The organism is Streptococcus vulneris (assembly GCF_019218685.1).
Lineage (GTDB): Bacteria > Bacillota > Bacilli > Lactobacillales > Streptococcaceae > Streptococcus > Streptococcus vulneris.
Map to the genome: position 1 here is coordinate 1 of NZ_JAHUZC010000005.1, position 17,990 is coordinate 17,990.

The 17,990-nt window shown below is 41.3% G+C and carries 10 protein-coding genes; 8 read left to right on the forward strand and 2 right to left on the reverse strand.

Annotation, left to right across the window (positions count from 1 at the left end; genetic code table 11):
- Both strH and KUA57_RS04745 read right to left on the reverse strand, forming a co-directional pair.
- On the reverse strand, window positions 1-3,821 hold a 3,821-nt coding region (gene strH / locus KUA57_RS04740; RefSeq protein ID WP_250646316.1), incomplete at its 3' end, for an LPXTG-anchored beta-N-acetylhexosaminidase StrH.
- Window positions 3,822-4,138: 317 nt separating this feature from the next.
- Window positions 4,139-4,855 (reverse strand): GntR family transcriptional regulator, encoded by a 717-nt coding sequence (locus KUA57_RS04745; protein WP_049509958.1) that lies wholly within the window; start codon window positions 4,853-4,855, stop codon window positions 4,139-4,141.
- 319 nt (window positions 4,856-5,174) lie between these two features.
- Between KUA57_RS04745 and KUA57_RS04750 the strand changes: the two genes are divergently transcribed.
- From KUA57_RS04750 to KUA57_RS04785, 8 genes are all read left to right on the forward strand, one after another.
- On the forward strand, window positions 5,175-6,962 hold the full coding sequence (locus KUA57_RS04750) for a glycoside hydrolase family 35 protein (RefSeq protein WP_218493738.1): 1,788 nt from the start codon (window positions 5,175-5,177) through the stop codon (window positions 6,960-6,962).
- Window positions 6,959-7,435 carry a PTS sugar transporter subunit IIB gene (locus tag KUA57_RS04755; RefSeq protein ID WP_000156970.1) on the forward strand — a complete coding sequence of 159 codons (477 nt, stop codon included), beginning with the start codon at window positions 6,959-6,961 and terminating at the stop codon, window positions 7,433-7,435. The genes KUA57_RS04750 and KUA57_RS04755 overlap by 4 nt, the downstream gene beginning before the upstream one ends.
- Before the next feature lie 26 nt (window positions 7,436-7,461).
- Complete coding sequence (locus tag KUA57_RS04760; RefSeq protein ID WP_218493739.1) at window positions 7,462-8,367, forward strand: PTS mannose/fructose/sorbose/N-acetylgalactosamine transporter subunit IIC; 906 nt, start codon at window positions 7,462-7,464, stop codon at window positions 8,365-8,367.
- Entirely contained in the window at window positions 8,354-9,175 is an 822-nt protein-coding gene (locus KUA57_RS04765) for a PTS system mannose/fructose/sorbose family transporter subunit IID (protein ID WP_049509964.1), read from the forward strand. The genes KUA57_RS04760 and KUA57_RS04765 overlap by 14 nt, the downstream gene beginning before the upstream one ends.
- Window positions 9,176-9,178: 3 nt before the next feature.
- Complete coding sequence (locus KUA57_RS04770) at window positions 9,179-9,583, forward strand: PTS sugar transporter subunit IIA (protein ID WP_001129931.1); 405 nt, start codon at window positions 9,179-9,181, stop codon at window positions 9,581-9,583.
- Between the two features lie 210 nt (window positions 9,584-9,793).
- Entirely contained in the window at window positions 9,794-10,960 is a 1,167-nt protein-coding gene (locus tag KUA57_RS04775) for an SIS domain-containing protein (protein ID WP_153193704.1), read from the forward strand.
- A 116-nt stretch (window positions 10,961-11,076) separates the two neighbouring features.
- Window positions 11,077-12,114, forward strand: a complete 1,038-nt coding sequence (locus tag KUA57_RS04780; protein ID WP_049501015.1) for an aldose epimerase family protein — start codon at window positions 11,077-11,079, stop codon at window positions 12,112-12,114.
- A gap of 181 nt (window positions 12,115-12,295) precedes the next feature.
- Complete coding sequence (locus KUA57_RS04785) at window positions 12,296-17,920, forward strand: ZmpA/ZmpB/ZmpC family metallo-endopeptidase (protein ID WP_218493740.1); 5,625 nt, start codon at window positions 12,296-12,298, stop codon at window positions 17,918-17,920.
- Window positions 17,921-17,990 lie beyond the last annotated feature (70 nt).

The following is a 17,990-nucleotide window of genomic DNA, read 5'->3' on the forward strand; positions in this document are numbered from 1 at the left end:
CCCTTAGTAATGACTTGAGTTTTTCCTTTGAGCAAGAGTGGATTTTCACGAGTCACTGTGGTAAATGGAATTTCTTCTTCTTGGATATCCAGTCTAGGTTTTGTTTCTACAACTGGAGCAAGATCATGTTCATCACCTACATATGTTACGAGAGTTCCGACTTCAACAATTTGAGTAACTGCTTCTTTGGTTACAAGACTATCTACAAGAGTTTTCACTTCCTTGCCATCGACAGTGCTTACAGAGTAGAAGTTGCTACGATGTCCATTGACGCCCTTAGTAATGACTTGAGTTTTTCCTTTGAGCAAGAGTGGATTTTCACGAGTCACTGTGGTAAATGGAATTTCTTCCTCTTGAACATCTAGTCTAGGTTTTACCTCAGTAGTTGGTGCAAGACCACTTTCATCACCCTTGTGAGTTACAGGAGCGCCGACTTCAACCACTTGGTTTACAACTTCTTTGGTTACCTGGCTATCAAGGACTGTTTCTGTTGTTTTTCCATTTTCAGTGAGTACAGAGATGTAATGAGTTCGTTCACCTTTGACTCCTGCTGTAATAATATTTTCCTGACCAGCTGGGAGGTTAGGATTTTCTTTCTTGATAACTTCAAATGGAATTTCTTCAGTTCTTGTGATGAGTTCTGGACTGGTTTCAACATTGGCAGCCACTTCATTTTCATCCAGGCTTCCTGAATGAGTTGCAGCTGGTTTGAGGCCTAAGCGAGCGGCTTTTAGGTTGGCTACAAGTGTGTCAAGCTCAGCTTGTTTATTACGGTTGAGGTTGTAATTTAGAGCTGTTTTAGCTGCGTCAAGGGCCTCAAGACTTTCTTTACTATATCCTTCTAAGTTTGTAGGAATTTTAGCTAATTCTTCGCGGAGGGCATTATAATTAGCACGGAAGTAGTCTTTGTTGTGATCTGCAAAGGCAGTCATAAGTTCAAAGATTTCCTCTTCCTTGTACTCAGCGCTTGGTCTATCTGCCCAGATAGCAAGCATACTTCCGACTGTTGGAAGGTCTACTTCAGGATATTTGGTAGAAGCTAGTTGATTGAATGGTGTTTTTCCAGTATTCTCAATAGCTTTTTTGAGGAAACCACCACCATCTTCTGGTTTTTGACCGAGAATGTAGTACCAGTCACCGTTGGTATTCAAGAACTTATAACCCTTGCTTGCTAGATATTGAGGTGATGCAAGGTTGTAGCCCCACCAGCCTTTAGACCAGTAAGAAATCAATACATCTTTGTCAAATTGAACATCGTCCTTGTCCTCATAGTAGAAGCCATCGTTGAAGGCCATTGGTTGAAGCCCTCTTTCTTTAGCCATAGCAGCAAGGCTGTTAGAATAGTCTGCGAACTTGTTATAGAGTCCATACCATTTGAGGTAGTACCAACCTTGAGCGTTTGTCGCATCATTGGCATACTCATCTGTACCATAGTTGAAAATCTTTGATTTATCAGCAAAGTAATCCATATACTTACCGATAAGAGCTTTGGTAAAGTTAAGGGCTTCTTGATTTTCAAGGTCCATCGTGGTTTTTGAAACTTTATCAAAGTTGGCTTGAGGATTCGCGATGCCAAGTTTTTCCATGGCAACCAGCATAGCATCCATATGCCCTGGGCTATTAATAGCTGGAATCAGACCAATACCTTTTTCCTTAGCGTATTTAACAAGCTCTGTCACTTCTGCCTGTGTTAGTGCAGTACCGTTTGGATCGTCGTAGTAAGCTTTAGTTCCTTCGATAATAGCTTTTTTAACGTCATCACTAGCATAGGTTTTTCCGTTGGCAGTAATGGTCATATCATCGAGTAAGAATCGAAGTCCGTCATTTCCTAGAAGGAGATGAACATCAGAATATCCGAGCTCACTGGCCTTATCTACGATGCGTTTGAGTTGGTCAAGAGTAAAGTATTTGCGTCCAGCATCGATTGAAATCACCTTGTTTTTAGCAAGTTTTTCAACCTCACGTTTAGCATCTTCTTCTTTTTGAGCTTCTGGTGTGAAGGTCAAATTGCTGACTGCTTCTTGAAGTTTTGTAATTGCTTGGTCAATCGTGTCTTGTTGGGCACGGCTGAGGTTGCTATCGAGAGAGCGAATAGCTTTTTCAGCTTCTTTTACGGCCGCGACGCTTTCTGCAGTATAACGGTTAAGGTCTTTTGGTACCTCGTTAAGTGCTTTTTCTGCAGACTCATAATCAGCTGCGAAGTATTCAGCGTTAGAATTTGCGAATTGACGCATGAGTTTGAAGAGGCGTGATGGTGAATAACGTGCAGATGGAGTGTCAGCCCAAGCAGCTACCATACCACCGATGATTGGGATATCAGCTCCTTCTGTTTTTGGTACAGAAGTGATTGGTGTGTTTTTAATACCATTGAGCCCCTGATCGAGATTGTACCAGCCTTGGCCATCAGCGTTTCGTCCAAGAACGTAGTACCAAGCATCGTTAGTGTTTAGGATTTGGTGACCTTTTTCTACTAGAAGTTTAGAAGAAGCGACGTCGTAACCTCCCCAACCACCAGTCCACATTGAAACGATGATATCTTTGTCAAAAGTTCCGAAGCTAGTATCACTATTGTAGTAAATACCATCATTGAAGGCCATTGGTTTTAGACCGTGCGATTTTACAATACGAGCTAGGTCATTGGCGTAGGCAATAAATTTTTCATATCCTTTTACAGGATAGCCTTCGTTTGGATAGTATTTATCAGCTTGAAGAACGCTCCAACCTTTAGCGTTTGTTGCATCATTGGCATATTCATCAAGTCCGATGTTGAAGATTTCAGTCTTTTTCGCGAAATAAGCAGCATATTTATCGATAAGGGCTTTTGTAAAAGCGACAGCTTGTTCGTTGTCAAGATCGACAGTACGAGCTGATTCCTTCCCAAAATAGCTAAAGTTAGGGTTTTGGATTCCCAATTCTTTCATGGCATTGAGAATAGCATCCATGTGACCAGGACTATTTACTGTTGGAATGAGACCGATACCTTTATCTTTGGCATAGTTAATCAGATCTGTCATTTGACTTTCTGTTAAGTGATTGCCGTTTGGATCGTTGTAATAATCATTCGTACCTTTTTCAATGGCACGTTTGACATCGTCACTGGCATAGGTCTTGCCGTTAGCTGTGATGCTCATATCGTCCAACATGAAGCGGAGCCCATCATTTCCAACTAATAGGTGTAAATCAGTGTAGCCATAATGTTTCGCTTTATCGATAATTTCCTTGAGTTGTTCTGGTGAGAAATATTTACGTCCAGCATCAATAGAAACAATTTTCTTTTTCGCTAGTTTTTCATTTACAGTTGCAGCACGTTCCTTTCCTGCCTCTGTTGCCGGTTTGTCAGCCTCTGCTTTCGCTTCATCTTTTTCAGCTGGTTTATCCTTGTCAGTCTTGTCTGTATTTGACTCTTTAGAATCAGCCTCTTTCTTAGGGCTAGTTTCTTCTGCCTTTTTATTAGCAGTTTCTTTTTCAGCAGAAGTTGGCGTTACCACTTCTGCTTTATCACTAGGAGTTGAACTAACTTCCTCTTGTGGTTTTTCTTCTGTTTTTGGACGACTAGCTACCTTATCAGTAGCTGGAATTTCTGTTTCTACAGTTTTTGGAGCTTCTGGTTGAAGCTCTGCTTTAGGTGTTTCCTCAGTCCGATTTTCGGATGATTGAGGGGAATCAGAAACCGTATGGATGGTCGGTTGGTTTTCTGTAGTAGTAGGAGTAACTCCATCGGCTGTAACAGTCTGTGCTTGGAAGGCGAATCCAATTAGAACAGAAGCTGCTCCTACAGCGTATTTACGAATAGAAAAACGCTGTTGTTTTTCATGTTTCATTGCAAAACCTCCTGATTGCATTGTTATATTGATAGCGTTTACATAAATCAACACCTTTATTTTATTTCTTATATTAACGAGAGTCAAGAGGAGATGACAAAAAACTATAATAAGTATAAAAAAATATAAAATTTAAACTTAAGATTTCAGATTGGTCGGAAAAGATACATATATATATCTAGTAGAATCTTTTTGGTTCTATTTCTATAAAATATTCCACAAATTATAGAATCTTCCAAAAATAGGTAAGCGCTACCTTTTTGATGTGGTATAATAAGTATAGAAAAAGCCCAAGCGTTTAGGCTCAGGCTTTCTTCTTAGTGATCACGGTCACATGAAATGAATTTGATTTTGTAGTAATCCGCTCGTTTGTATGTTTCGCTGAATGCGAGAACTTGACCAGTAGACTCTAGTTTAGTAGTCTTGGTTTGTAAAACGGTTGGGAATTGTTCATCGACTCCGAGGATCGAAGCCGCATGTTCTGGAGTTGGAAATGCTATTTCATTGATTTCTTCAAAATGTTCATCATTCATGTGAATGTGGTAATCCAATTTGAAACGGTTATAGATAGAGCTATAATATTCAAGATTTGGATAATTTGCGTTGATGTATTGTTCTGGGATGTAAGATGTATGGTAGATGTAGACAACACCACCTGTTTCGCGTACGCGTTCAATCTTGTAGTAGAACTGATCTCCGCGTAGTCCGAGTTTTTCTAAGTAGCTTAGTTTGTTTCCACGCTCAATAGAAAGGACGGTAACTTTATCATCTTTAGTTTCAAAAACTTCTACATCTGAAAACTCTACGAGTTTATGTTTGCGTGCGCGTGAAACGAATGTACCCTTTCCTTGTTGACGGACAATATAGCCATCCTTGGCAAGGTCGTTTAAGGCGCGGACAACTGTGATAGAACTCACATCATACATTGCAATCAATTCAGCTTCAGTGTAGAATTTATCTCCACTGGCAAATTGACCAGAAATGATTTTGTTCTTTAACTCATCTTTAATATATTGATACTTTGGAATTGCCATATTTTCACCTCGATTTTCCTTCTCCGTTAAAGATTTTACCATAAAACTGGAAAGAATAGTAGCCTTTTGAATAAAAAAATTAGAATAATAGGCTATAAGGTTAATTTACATAGGAATAAATAGAAAAACCTACATTTTTATACATGGTGCTAAAATGTTGTTATGACTATAGATTACGAGATTTTTATAAGTTTTTTGTGTAAAATTTAGTGAAAAATGAAAAAAATTGTGAAAACCTATTGACAAATGCAAGATATTGAGATATATTTACTATATCAACAAATGAAAGCGTAAACTTTAGTTGTCAGAAGGTAAGAACATGACACGATTTGAGATACGAGATGATTTTTATCTCGATGGAAAATCATTTAAGATTTTATCTGGCGCCATTCATTATTTTAGGGTTCCTCCAGAAGATTGGTATCATTCGCTCTATAACTTGAAGGCTCTTGGTTTTAATACAGTAGAGACTTATGTGGCCTGGAATTTACACGAGCCTCGTGAGGGTGAGTTTCACTTTGAAGGAGCTCTGGATTTGAAGCGATTTCTTGAGACGGCACAAGATTTGGGTCTCTACGCTATCGTTCGTCCCTCTCCCTTCATCTGTGCGGAGTGGGAATTCGGTGGCTTACCAGCCTGGCTCTTAACAAAGAATATGAGACTTCGTTCCTCAGATCCTGCTTATATTGAAGCTGTCGGTCGCTACTATGACCAGCTCTTGTCACGGTTGGTTCCACATTTGTTGGACAAGGGTGGCAATATCCTCATGATGCAGGTTGAAAATGAGTATGGTTCTTATGGAGAAGATAAGGCTTATCTGAGAGCAATTCGACAGTTGATGGAAGAGCGTGGTGTAACCTGTCCTCTCTTTACATCAGATGGTCCATGGAGAGCTACTCTGAAAGCTGGAACCTTAATCGAAGATGACCTCTTTGTGACAGGGAACTTTGGTTCTAAGGCACCTTATAACTTTTCACAGATGCAGGAATTCTTTGATGAGCATGGTAAGAAATGGCCGCTCATGTGTATGGAGTTCTGGGATGGCTGGTTCAATCGTTGGAAAGAACCGATTATCACACGGGATCCAAAAGAGTTGGCAGATGCAGTTCGAGAGGTTTTGGAACAAGGCTCTATCAACCTCTACATGTTCCATGGTGGTACAAATTTTGGTTTCATGAATGGTTGCTCAGCTCGAGGGACCTTGGACCTGCCACAAGTTACATCTTATGATTACGATGCCCTTCTGGATGAAGAAGGAAATCCAACTGCCAAATATCTGGCAGTCAAGAAGATGATGGCAACACATTTTCCAGAGTATCCGCAGTTGGAACCACTCTACAAAGAGAGTATGGAGTTGGATGCTATTCCACTAGTTGAAAAAGTTTCCTTGTTTGAAACTTTGGATAGCTTGTCAAGTCCTGTAGAAAGCCTTTATCCTAAAAAGATGGAGGAGTTGGGACAAAGCTATGGCTATCTACTCTATCGAACAGAAACAAACTGGGATGCAGAAGAAGAAAGACTTCGTATCATTGATGGTCGAGATAGGGCCCAGCTTTATGTCGATGGTCAGTGGGTCGAAACCCAATATCAGACAGAGATTGGGGAAGATATTTTTTATCAAGGTAAAAAGAAAGCGCTATCTAGGTTAGATATCTTGGTAGAAAATATGGGGCGTGTCAACTATGGACACAAGTTCTTAGCGGATACGCAACGTAAGGGAATTCGGACAGGGGTTTGTAAGGATTTGCACTTCTTACTAAACTGGAAACACTATCCACTCCCACTAGATAATCCTGAGAAAATTGATTTTTCAAAAGGATGGACAGAAGGACAACCAGCCTTTTATGCTTATGATTTTACAATCGAAGCGCCAAAAGATACTTACCTAGACTTGTCTGAGTTTGGTAAGGGAGTTGCCTTTGTCAATGGGCAGAACCTAGGACGTTTTTGGAACGTTGGCCCGACCCTCTCACTTTATATTCCTCATAGCTATCTAAAGGAAGGTGCTAACCGCATCATCATCTTTGAAACAGAAGGTGAATATAAAGAAGAGATTTATTTAACTCGTAAACCTACACTAAAACACATAAAGGGGGAAAACTTATGACAATTGTAGGATGCCGTATCGATGGACGTTTGATCCACGGACAAGTAGCCAATCTTTGGGCTGGAAAACTAAATGTTTCACGTATTATGGTTGTAGATGACGAAGTTGTCAACAACGACGTTGAAAAGAGTGGTTTGAAACTCGCGACACCACCAGGTGTGAAATTGAGTATTTTGCCAATTGAAAAAGCGGCAGCCAATATTCTTGCTGGTAAATATGATAGCCAACGTCTCTTTATCGTGGCTCGTAAACCAGACCGCTTCCTTGGTTTGGTCGAAGCAGGTGTACCACTTGAAACTCTCAATGTTGGGAATATGTCTCAAACACCAGAAACTCGTGCCATCACACGTTCTATCAACGTAGTGGATAAGGATGTGGAAGATTTCCACAAATTGGCAGAAAAAGGTGTTAAACTTACTGCTCAAATGGTTCCAAATGATCCAATTTCAGACTTTTTGAGCTTATTAAAATAGGAAAAAATTTTTAGGAGGTCATTGTTATGATACAATGGTGGCAAATTTTACTTCTCACTTTGTACTCAGCTTATCAAATCTGTGATGAGTTGACGATCGTTTCATCTGCAGGTTCCCCTGTATTTGCTGGTTTCATTACTGGTTTAATCATGGGAGATGTGACAACTGGTTTGTTTATCGGTGGTAGCTTGCAGTTGTTCGTACTTGGGGTTGGTACCTTCGGTGGTGCTTCTCGTATCGACGCAACTTCTGGTGCGGTTCTTGCAACAGCATTCTCAGTTTCACAAGGAATCGCTACAGACCTTGCGATTACAACAATCGCTGTACCAGTAGCAGCACTTTTGACATACTTCGACGTTCTTGGACGTATGACTACTACTTTCTTTGCACACCGTATTGATGCTGCAATCGAACGCTTTGACTATAAAGGAATCGAGCGCAACTACCTACTTGGTGCAGTGCCTTGGGCTCTTTCACGTGCCCTTCCAGTATTCTTCGCCCTTGCTTTTGGTGGAGAATTCGTACAAGGTGTTGTAAACCTTGTTAAGGAATACCAATGGGTTGCAGACGGTTTGACACTTGCAGGACGTATGCTTCCAGGTCTCGGATTTGCAATCTTGCTTCGTTACCTTCCAGTTAAACGTAACCTTCACTACCTTGCAATGGGATTTGGTTTGACAGCTATGTTGACTGTTCTTTACTCATATGTAACAGGTCTTGGTGGCGCTGTTGCAGGTATTATCGGTACTCTACCTAAAGATGTTGCTGAAAAAATTGGTTTCGTGAACAACTTCAAAGGATTGTCTATGATTGGTATCTCTATCGTAGGTATCTTCCTAGCAGTGCTTCACTTCAAAAATAGCCAAAAAGTATCTGTAGCAGCACCTTCTACACCATCAGAAAGTGGGGAAATCGAAGATGACGAATTCTAATTACAAACTTACAAAAGAAGATTTTAATCAAATCAACAAACGTAGCTTGTTTACTTTCCAATTAGGTTGGAACTACGAACGTATGCAAGCTTCTGGTTACCTTTACATGATCTTGCCTCAATTGCGTAAAATGTATGGGGATGGAACTCCTGAATTGAAAGAAATGATGAAAGTTCATACTCAATTCTTCAATACTTCACCATTCTTCCACACTATTATCGCTGGTTTTGACCTTGCCATGGAAGAAAAAGATGGTGTAGGTTCAAAAGATGCCGTTAACGGTATCAAGACAGGTTTGATGGGACCATTCGCTCCTCTTGGAGATACTATCTTTGGTTCACTTGTACCTGCTATCATGGGATCTATCGCAGCAACTATGGCTATCGCTGGCCAACCATGGGGAATCTTCCTTTGGATCGCAGTTGCAGTTGCTTATGACATCTTCCGTTGGAAACAGTTGGAATTTGCTTACAAAGAAGGGGTTAACCTTATCAACAACATGCAAAGTACTTTGACAGCTTTGATTGACGCTGCATCTGTACTTGGTGTCTTCATGATGGGTGCTCTTGTAGCAACAATGATTAACTTTGAAATTTCTTACAAATTGCCAATCGGTGAAAAAATGATTGACTTCCAAGATATCTTGAACTCAATCTTCCCACGCTTGCTTCCAGCAATCTTTACTGCCTTTATCTTCTGGTTGCTTGGTAAGAAAGGTATGACTTCTACTAAAGCTATCGGTATCATTATCGCTCTTGCAGTAGGTCTTTCATTCATCGGTAAATTCTTGCTTGGAATGGGCGCATAATTTATGGCTAAATCATTAATTTTGGTGAGCCATGGTCGTTTTTGTGAAGAACTTAAAGGTAGCACTGAAATGATCATGGGTCCACAAGACAACATTCATGCAGTGGCTCTTCTTCCAGAAGATGGACCAGAAGACTTTACTGCAAAATTTGAAGCTGCTATTGAAGGATTGGATGATTTCCTAGTCTTTGCGGATCTTCTTGGTGGTACACCATGTAACGTGGTGAGTCGCTTGATCATGGAAGGTCGTGATATTGACCTTTACGCAGGGATGAATCTTCCAATGGTGATTGAATTTATCAATGCGAGCCTTACAGGCGCAGATGCGGACTACAAGAGCCGTGCTGCAGAAAGCATTGTGAAAGTCAATGACCTGTTAGCGGGCTTCGATGATGACGAAGATGAATAAGATGTGACAACGTGAAAATCACAGGGAAAATAGGCGATAAGAGGATGGAGCGATGCTCCGACGATAATCGGTCTTTTTCCCAAAGATTTTAGTTGGAACTCGATTCAATAAGATGTGATATCGTGAAAATCGTTAGAGCATTTTATATAGAATATACATGGGAATGGGGCTTACTCCCATTCCCATATTTAATAGAAAAAGAGGAAATCAATGCTACATTATACAAAAGAAGACTTGCTCGAATTGGGTGCAGAAATCACTACACGTGAAATCTACCAACAGCCTGATGTATGGAAAGAAGCTTTTGAATCTTATCAAGCAAAACGTGAAGAAATTGCAGCCTTCCTACAAGGGATTGCTGATAAACATGACTATATCAAGGTTATTTTGACAGGTGCGGGGACTTCTGCTTATGTGGGAGATACCTTGGTACCTTACTTTAAGGAAGTATATGACGAACGCAAATGGAATTTCAATGCCATTGCGACAACAGATATCGTTGCCAATCCAGAAACTTATTTGAAAAAAGATGTGGCAACTGTCCTTGTGTCTTTTGCTCGTAGTGGGAACTCACCTGAAAGTGTGGCGACTGTTGATTTGGCCAAAGCCTTGGTGGATGAGCTTTATCAAGTGACGATTACTTGTGCAGCAGATGGTAAATTGGCACTTCAAGCTCATGGAGATGACCGCAATCTTTTGCTTTTGCAACCAGCTGCTTCCAATGATGCTGGATTTGCTATGACTTCTAGCTTTACGTCTATGATGTTGACAGCTCTCTTGGTTTTTGATCCTACAGAATTTGCTGTGAAAGCTGAACGTTTTGAAGTTGTATCTAGTCTTGCCCGTAAAATTCTAGACAATGCAGAAGATGTCAAAGAGCTTGTTGACCTTGACTTTAACCGTGTCATCTATCTAGGCGCTGGTCCTTTCTTTGGTCTTGCTCATGAAGCTCAGCTCAAGATTTTGGAATTGACAGCTGGCCAAGTGGCGACCATGTATGAAAGTCCAGTTGGCTTCCGTCACGGTCCAAAATCTCTGATCAACGAAGATACAGTTGTCTTGGTCTTTGGTACAACGACAGACTACACTCGTAAGTACGACTTGGACTTGGTTCGTGAAGTTGCTGGTGACCAGATTGCTCGTCGTGTTGTGCTTTTGAGTGATCAAGCCTTTGGTCTTGAAAATGTCAAAGAAGTGGCCCTTGGTTGTGGCGGTGTCTTGAACGATATTTACCGTGTCTTCCCTTACATCGTTTATGCCCAACTCTTTGCCCTATTGACTTCACTCAAGGTAGAAAATAAACCAGATACACCGTCTCCTACAGGTACAGTAAACCGTGTGGTACAAGGTGTTATCATCCACGAATATCAAAAGTAATACTGCGTTTATAGATTCTTGATAAAGGGGTTTGTAAATCATACAAGTAAACCATAGATTGTCAATTCGCTTTCTATGGTTTGTTTGATTGAGAGAAATAGAAAAAGGAGAAGAGAATGAAAGCATACACAGAGCGTGTATTTGGAAATGTTGAGGGCAAGGATGTCTTGGCCTATCGCTTTGAGACGGACGGTGGCTACCAGCTTGAGGTTATGACTTATGGTGCGACTATCTTGCGCTATGTCACACCTGACAAGGCTGGAAATTTTGCCAATGTTATCTTGGGTTTTGATGATTTTGATAGCTATGTAGGCAATAGCCCCAAGCATGGAGCTAGCGTAGGTCCTGTGGCAGGCCGTATTGCAGGTGCGACCTTTGAGCTTAATGGCAAGAACTATGACCTTGAAGTCAACAATGCTAGCAACTGTAACCATAGTGGTTCAACTGGTTGGGATTCTAGCTTGTTTGAACTAGTTGAAGTGAGCGACCATGGTTTGACCCTCTACATAGAGCGTACAGATGGGACAGGAGGATTTCCTGGAAATCTCAAGATTTGGATCAGTTATCACTTGGAAGAAACTGGTGCCTATGAAATCAGCTACAAGGTAACGACCGATCAGGATACGCTGGTTAATCCAACCAATCACAGCTACTTCAACTTGTCTGGTGATTTCACACAGACAATTGACCGCCATGTCTTCCAACTAAACACAGAGGGCATTTATCCAATCGCTCCCGACGGTGTTCCGGCTAAAACTCCAGATGCTAATCGTGATGTGGTTAAACACATCTACAATGGTGCCTTGTTGAAAGACATCTTTGCAGAGGATGATGAGCAAATCCAACTGGTATCTGGTTTGGATCATCCATTCGCTCTTCCTGCAGGTCATGACAATGCTGGTTTCCTTTATGATCAAAATTCAGGTCGCTTCCTGCTTTTCAAGACAGAGGCCCCTTGCTTTGTGGTCTACACAGCAAACTTTGTGGATGAGAGTGTCATCATAGGAGGTCAGCCAATGGTGCAGCACAATGGGATTGCCCTTGAAGCGCAAGCTTTACCAGATGCCATTCACAGCGACCTCAAAGATCAAGTCATTCTCAAAGCCGGTCAAACCTTCACCAGTAAGACACGTTATGAGCTTGTTGTGAAATAAAAATTTAGAGATATGATAGGTATTCCAGAAATTAGGTATCTAATTTTAGGGATGCCTTTTATTATTACCCTATTTGTATATCTATCCCTAGAATCTTTTTTTAAATTGATGTATAATGGGAAGAGTTGTATATTTTACCATAATTTAATATACTAATTTAAAAATGTAAAAAGAGGGGAATATGAATTTCAAAACTACTGGAGAAGAAAGACAGAATTTCTCATTAAGAAAATTGGCAGTTGGCCTTGTATCTGTAGCTGTTGCGTGTTTCTTTTTGATGGGAACTGGCCTACAGACTGTATCTGCCCAAGAATCTCATGCCGTTAATTATACTTATGTTTTAGAGTCGGATTTGACTGATGAAGAGAAGACTCTCTTAGTTACATCCCTACCACAAGTAGCGGAAGAATCTGATGCGACTTACTATCTGGTTTATCGAGCCAATCAAGTACTACCCAACACAGGAACTAGCTCTTCCCTAGAAACTGCTGCCTTAGTGGCAGGCCTTAGTTTATTGATTGTAGTAGTTCTTAAGGGACGTGATGGCAAGAGTAAGATTAGTCGATTCTTGTTAGTAACCAGTCTAGGAAGCCAGTTGCTGTCTCCAACTGTCCTTGCCTTGACTAGCGAAACACTAGCTGCTTATAACACTCAACTATCGGTTCAGGCAGGAGATGCCTTGCCAGCCCCGGTTGATATTCCTGGTTATACATACATAGGATATGTGAAAAATAAAGTAGACGTTGTTAAGCAATCAGATAAACAGAAGGCGCATGACAGCAAGTCTAACTTAGAAAATGTAGATAGCTCAACGATAGAGGAACAACAAGGAGGAACACCTTCTCCTATAGAGTCTCAACTACAAAAAAACAATGAAACTGTAGTGCAAGCAAAGGGGAGCCAAGAGCCAGGTCATGAGGGTGCTGCCCTGGTTCAACCAGCACAACCGACTTATACAGAACCCGTTAGCACTAAAGGCACGCAAGAGCCAGGTCATGAGGGTGCTGCCCTGGTTCAACCATCGCAACCAGCGTACACAGCCCCAATTAGCACTCAAGGCACACAAGAGTCAGGTCATGAAGGCGAATCCCTGGTTCAATCAGAACTACCAGTTTACACAGGTCCTCAGGAGGGAGCTCCAGTTGAGCCAACAGTGCCAGAGTCTACAGAAGTTGTTAGCAGTAAGGGCACGAAAGAGCCCGGCCATGAGGGTGAAGCCTTAGTTCAACCCGTTCAGCCATCTTACACAGCTCCAATTAGTACCCAAGGTACGCAAGAGCCCGGCCATGAGGGTGAAGCCTTAGTTCAACCCGTTCAGCCATCTTACACAGCCCCAATTAGTACCCAAGGTACGCAAGAGCCCGGTCATGAGGGCGATGCTCTAGTTCAACCAGAATTACCGTCTTATACAGGTCCAATCAGTACTCAAGGAACACAAGAGCAGGGTCACGAGGGTGAGGCTGCTGTGGCAGAAGCTCTTCCTGAACTGCCTTTGACAAGTACTCGTCGAACAGTAACGGAAACTATCCCTCACGAAACTGAAGAAATCGAAGATGCGACCATCTTGAAAAATCATCGAGAAATTGCTCAGGAAGGAAAAGACGGTTTACGGACAATCGAGTATGAAGATTATCTCGTAGATGGTAAGGTGGAAGCTAGCAAGGAAATCTTACGTACAGAAGTAGAACCAACCAAAGAGATTGTCAAGGTTGGCAGTCTTGTTAAAACCAAACCAACAGTTGAAATCACCAATCTTGTTAAAGATGAGAGCAAAAAAGCTGTAGCAGTCACCTATCACTTAGATGACCAAACGTCTGCTTTTGTTAAGGCCAAGGCCCAAATTTTTCAAAATGGAACACTGATTAAAGAAGTGGATTTGAAAGATTTATCCGTTCAGCAAACGATTGATGGTTTGGACTACTATACTCCTTATACAATTAAGACTTACCTGACCTATAATCTAGGCCAATCTGATCAGGAAAATACAGAAGTATCAACGAAAGATTTTCAATTGGACTATAAGAAAATTGAAATCAAAGATGTGGATGAAGTGGGGCTCTATGGTAAGGAAGATGGTCACTACCGTCGCTATCTGAATTTATCAGAAGTACCAAGCGATTTGTCACCTTATTTTGTCAAAGTCAAATCAGATAAGATGAAAGAAATGTTGCTACCAGTTAGCTCTATTAAGGAAACAGAGGATGGGAAATACAAGGTAACCGTTGCCTTCAATGAACTGGTTCAAGAGAAAGATTCAGCATACAAGGATAACTATAGCTTCACAGTTGATAAGCAAAAGCTTGCCAAGGACGGTGTCTATACTTCCTTCAAGAAACTGATTGCTGCCATGCAAGGTAATCTCGCTGGAACCTTTAAACTTGGAGCTGATATGACAGCTGATGAAGTGGCCTTAGCAAAGGGACAAACCAGCTATGTGACAGGCACTTTCACTGGTAATCTTATCGGTGCGAGTGATGGGAAGCCGTTTGCGATTTATGACCTTAAGACAGCCTTGTTTGATAATTTGACCAAGGCTACTGTGAAAGATATTGATTTTAAAGCAGTATCGATTAAGAGTCAAGAAGATACAGCCAGCCTAGCAAAAGTGGCTACTAACAGCCAGATTAGTAATGTAGCTGTAGAAGGTCAATTGTCAGGTAGCAAGTCAGTTGCAGGTTTGGTAGCCAAGGCTCAAGATACAGAAATAACCAATAGTTCATTTACAGGTAGCATTCAGGCTAAGCATACGGATGCTTCTCCTTACTATGTGGGAGGTATAGCAGGGCTCTTATCTGGTAATAAGGCTAAGATTGATAAGGTCGCAGTTGATGCAAATATTTCTAGCAATGCTCGCAACAATGACCAATTTGCGGGAGGTATTGTTGGGAAAGTTCAAAGTGGTGCTTTAGTTTCTCACGCGTTAGCAAGTGGAACCATTCTCAACACAACAACTTATCCACGAGTCGGAGGAATAGCTGGTTCTACATGGCAAAATGGCCGTATCCATCATGTCGTTAGCATGGTCAACGCTGGAGATGGTTATGCCATCACAGGAGACCAGTACAGGGGAGCGGACATCAAAGATGCCAGCACTGCTGTTGAGAACAAGAAGGCTGATCTCTATGCGGCCCCAATCACCCAAGACCAGGCCAGAGAAAAGGTTCAGTCTTATGGGATGACAGTGACACTAAACGATACAGGTCAAACACTTAAGGCCAATCAGCACAGTGTGGACTATACTCAGTTAAGTCAAGGCCAAGCTAGTCGAAAAGTTGCTTATCACAATATTGAGAAATTGATGCCTTTCTATAATAAAGAGCTAGTGGTTCACTATGGAAATCAAGTTGATTCTACTGATAAGCTCTATACTACAGAACTGCTAGATGTCGTACCAATGAAGGACAATGACATCATCACAGATATTCAGGCCAATAAAGCAACGATCAATAAACTGATGTTGCATTTTGCTGATAATACAATCAGTTATCTAGATGTCACCTACAAAGAAGATTTCAAAAATACACAAATTGCAGAGTACAGCGTAGCAAGTAAAAACTTTATCTTTACACCAGAAGCCTTTTTATCTGACTATACGAAAGTGACCGATCAGGTCCTAGCAGATTTGCAAGGGGTCGAATATGACTCAGCAGCCATGAGAAGAGTTCTGGGCATTGAGGCAGATGCGTCGCTTGATCCGCTATACTTGGACAAAGAATTCGAAAAAGTTAAGGCTAATATCGGCGAACATCTCCGTAAAGTGCTAGCCATGGACAAGTCTATCAATACGATGGGAGATAGTGTAGCAACCTACATCAGCGAAAAAATCAAAAACAACAAGGAAGCTTTCTTGCTTGGTTTGACTTACCTCAATCGCTGGTACAATATCAACTATGATCACATCAATACCAAGGATCTCAATACCTATAAGTTTGACTTTGATGGCAATAGCACAACTTCAACCTTGGATACCATCATTGCCCTAGGTCAGAGCGGTATGGAAAATCTCAAGGCATCAAATAATATAAGTGCCTATGAAACAACCCTGGCCCCTGCAAAAGGTCGCAAGACAGTGACGGATTTACTAGAGTCTTACAGAAAACTCTTCCTACCAACTAAAACCAATAATGAATGGTTGAAGACGAATACCAAGGCCTATATAGTAGAGAGTAAGTCAGCGATTCCAGAAGTGCGTGCTAAACAAGAGTCAGCTACACCAGATAGTAACTATACACTGGGAGTCTATGATCGTATTACGGCACCAAGTTGGAAATTAAAAAACATGCTCCTACCTTTATTAACATTGCCAGAAGAAGATGTTTATGTGATTTCAAATCTTTCTACCTTGGCCTTTGGTGGCTATGAACGCTACCGTGACCGTGTTAATAATACAGTCTTATCAGGAGAAGAATTGCGTCAGTATGTCCGTGCTAAGGTTGACCAGTCGGCTGAATGGCAACGAGACCACTACGATATCTGGTACCACTTCCTTTCACCAGAATACAAAGAAAAACTCTTCCGTTCAGTCATGGTTTCAGATGGCTTTGGTATGAAAGATAGCAATAGTAATTATTACTGGGCTACCCTGTCTGATAAGGCCATTGATTCTATCTACAACTTCTTTGGACCAACTGGTAAGTGGTATGGGGAAAGTAAGGGAGCTGGAGCCTATGCCAACGGTTCTGAGGTCCACTATGTCAGCGACCGCTTGTTGGATAAATACGGAACATCAGTCTATACTCATGAAATGGTTCATAATTCTGACGGACATATTTACTTTGAAGGAAAAGGTCGTCGTGAAGGATTGGGAGCAGAGTTGTATGCCTTAGGCCTGTTGCAATCTGCTGACAGTCTAGATAAGGATGCTATTGTCTTGAATACTCTCTATAAAGGGGATAAGGATTCATCAACTCGCTTGCATACTTATGACCCGACAAGCCGCTTCACATCAGCCGCAGCCTTGCAAGAGTATGTTCACGGTATGTACGATGTCTTGTATACCTTGGATGCTATGGAAGCCAATGCCATTTTAACTAAGTCTAATGATGTCAAGAAAAAATGGTTTAGAAAAATAGAGAATTTCTACATTGAGGACAAGTACCATAAACAAACTCATGCTGGAAACTCTGTTCGTCCATTGACAGATGCTGAAGTAAGTAAACTAACCAGTCTGGATGCCTTGATTGACAATGATATCATCAACCGTCGGGCTTACCGTGATAAGAGCGACTATACTCGTAATGGCTATCATCTGATCAGCATGTTCTCACCGATTTATGCTGCCCTCAGTAATTCAAAGGGTGCGCCTGGTGACATCATGTTTAGAAAGACAGCCTACGAATTGTTGGCAGAAAAAGGTTATCAAGATGGGTTCTTACCATATGTATCCAACCAATATGCAGAAGAAGCTAAACGAAACGGGGACATTACCTATTCAGATTGGCTTAGGAAAGATGTGGGCCTCATCACTGATAGTCTCGTCTTGAAAAATGTCTTTGCCAACCAATATGGTTCATGGGCTGATTTCAAGAAGGATATGTTTAATAAACGTATTCGCAAGCAAGACCAGTTGAAACCAATCACTATTCAGTATGAACTTGGTGTACCAAACAGCAGCAAGGAGATTACAATTCGTTCAGCTGCTCAAATGCAAGAACTCATCGATCAAGCAGTGGCAAAAGATGTGGCTAACATTGACCGTACGACAAGCCACGCTCCTGCAAGTTGGGTCCACTTATTAAAACAAAAAATCTACAATGCCTACCTACGTAGCACAGATGATTTCAGAGAATCGATTTATAAACAATAAGAAAACTCCCCCAAGCTATCCTGTCTAAACCAGTCCACCTTGCAGATGGTCAGTCTTTGTGATAGAATAG

Coding starts and splice junctions, on each gene's coding strand:
- KUA57_RS04745 (WP_049509958.1), bottom strand. CDS start 4,855: ATGGCAATTCCAAAGTATCAATATATTAAAGATGAGTTAAAGAACAAA.
- KUA57_RS04750 (WP_218493738.1), top strand. CDS start 5,175: ATGACACGATTTGAGATACGAGATGATTTTTATCTCGATGGAAAATCA.
- KUA57_RS04755 (WP_000156970.1), top strand. CDS start 6,959: ATGACAATTGTAGGATGCCGTATCGATGGACGTTTGATCCACGGACAA.
- KUA57_RS04760 (WP_218493739.1), top strand. CDS start 7,462: ATGATACAATGGTGGCAAATTTTACTTCTCACTTTGTACTCAGCTTAT.
- KUA57_RS04765 (WP_049509964.1), top strand. CDS start 8,354: ATGACGAATTCTAATTACAAACTTACAAAAGAAGATTTTAATCAAATC.
- KUA57_RS04770 (WP_001129931.1), top strand. CDS start 9,179: ATGGCTAAATCATTAATTTTGGTGAGCCATGGTCGTTTTTGTGAAGAA.
- KUA57_RS04775 (WP_153193704.1), top strand. CDS start 9,794: ATGCTACATTATACAAAAGAAGACTTGCTCGAATTGGGTGCAGAAATC.
- KUA57_RS04780 (WP_049501015.1), top strand. CDS start 11,077: ATGAAAGCATACACAGAGCGTGTATTTGGAAATGTTGAGGGCAAGGAT.
- KUA57_RS04785 (WP_218493740.1), top strand. CDS start 12,296: ATGAATTTCAAAACTACTGGAGAAGAAAGACAGAATTTCTCATTAAGA.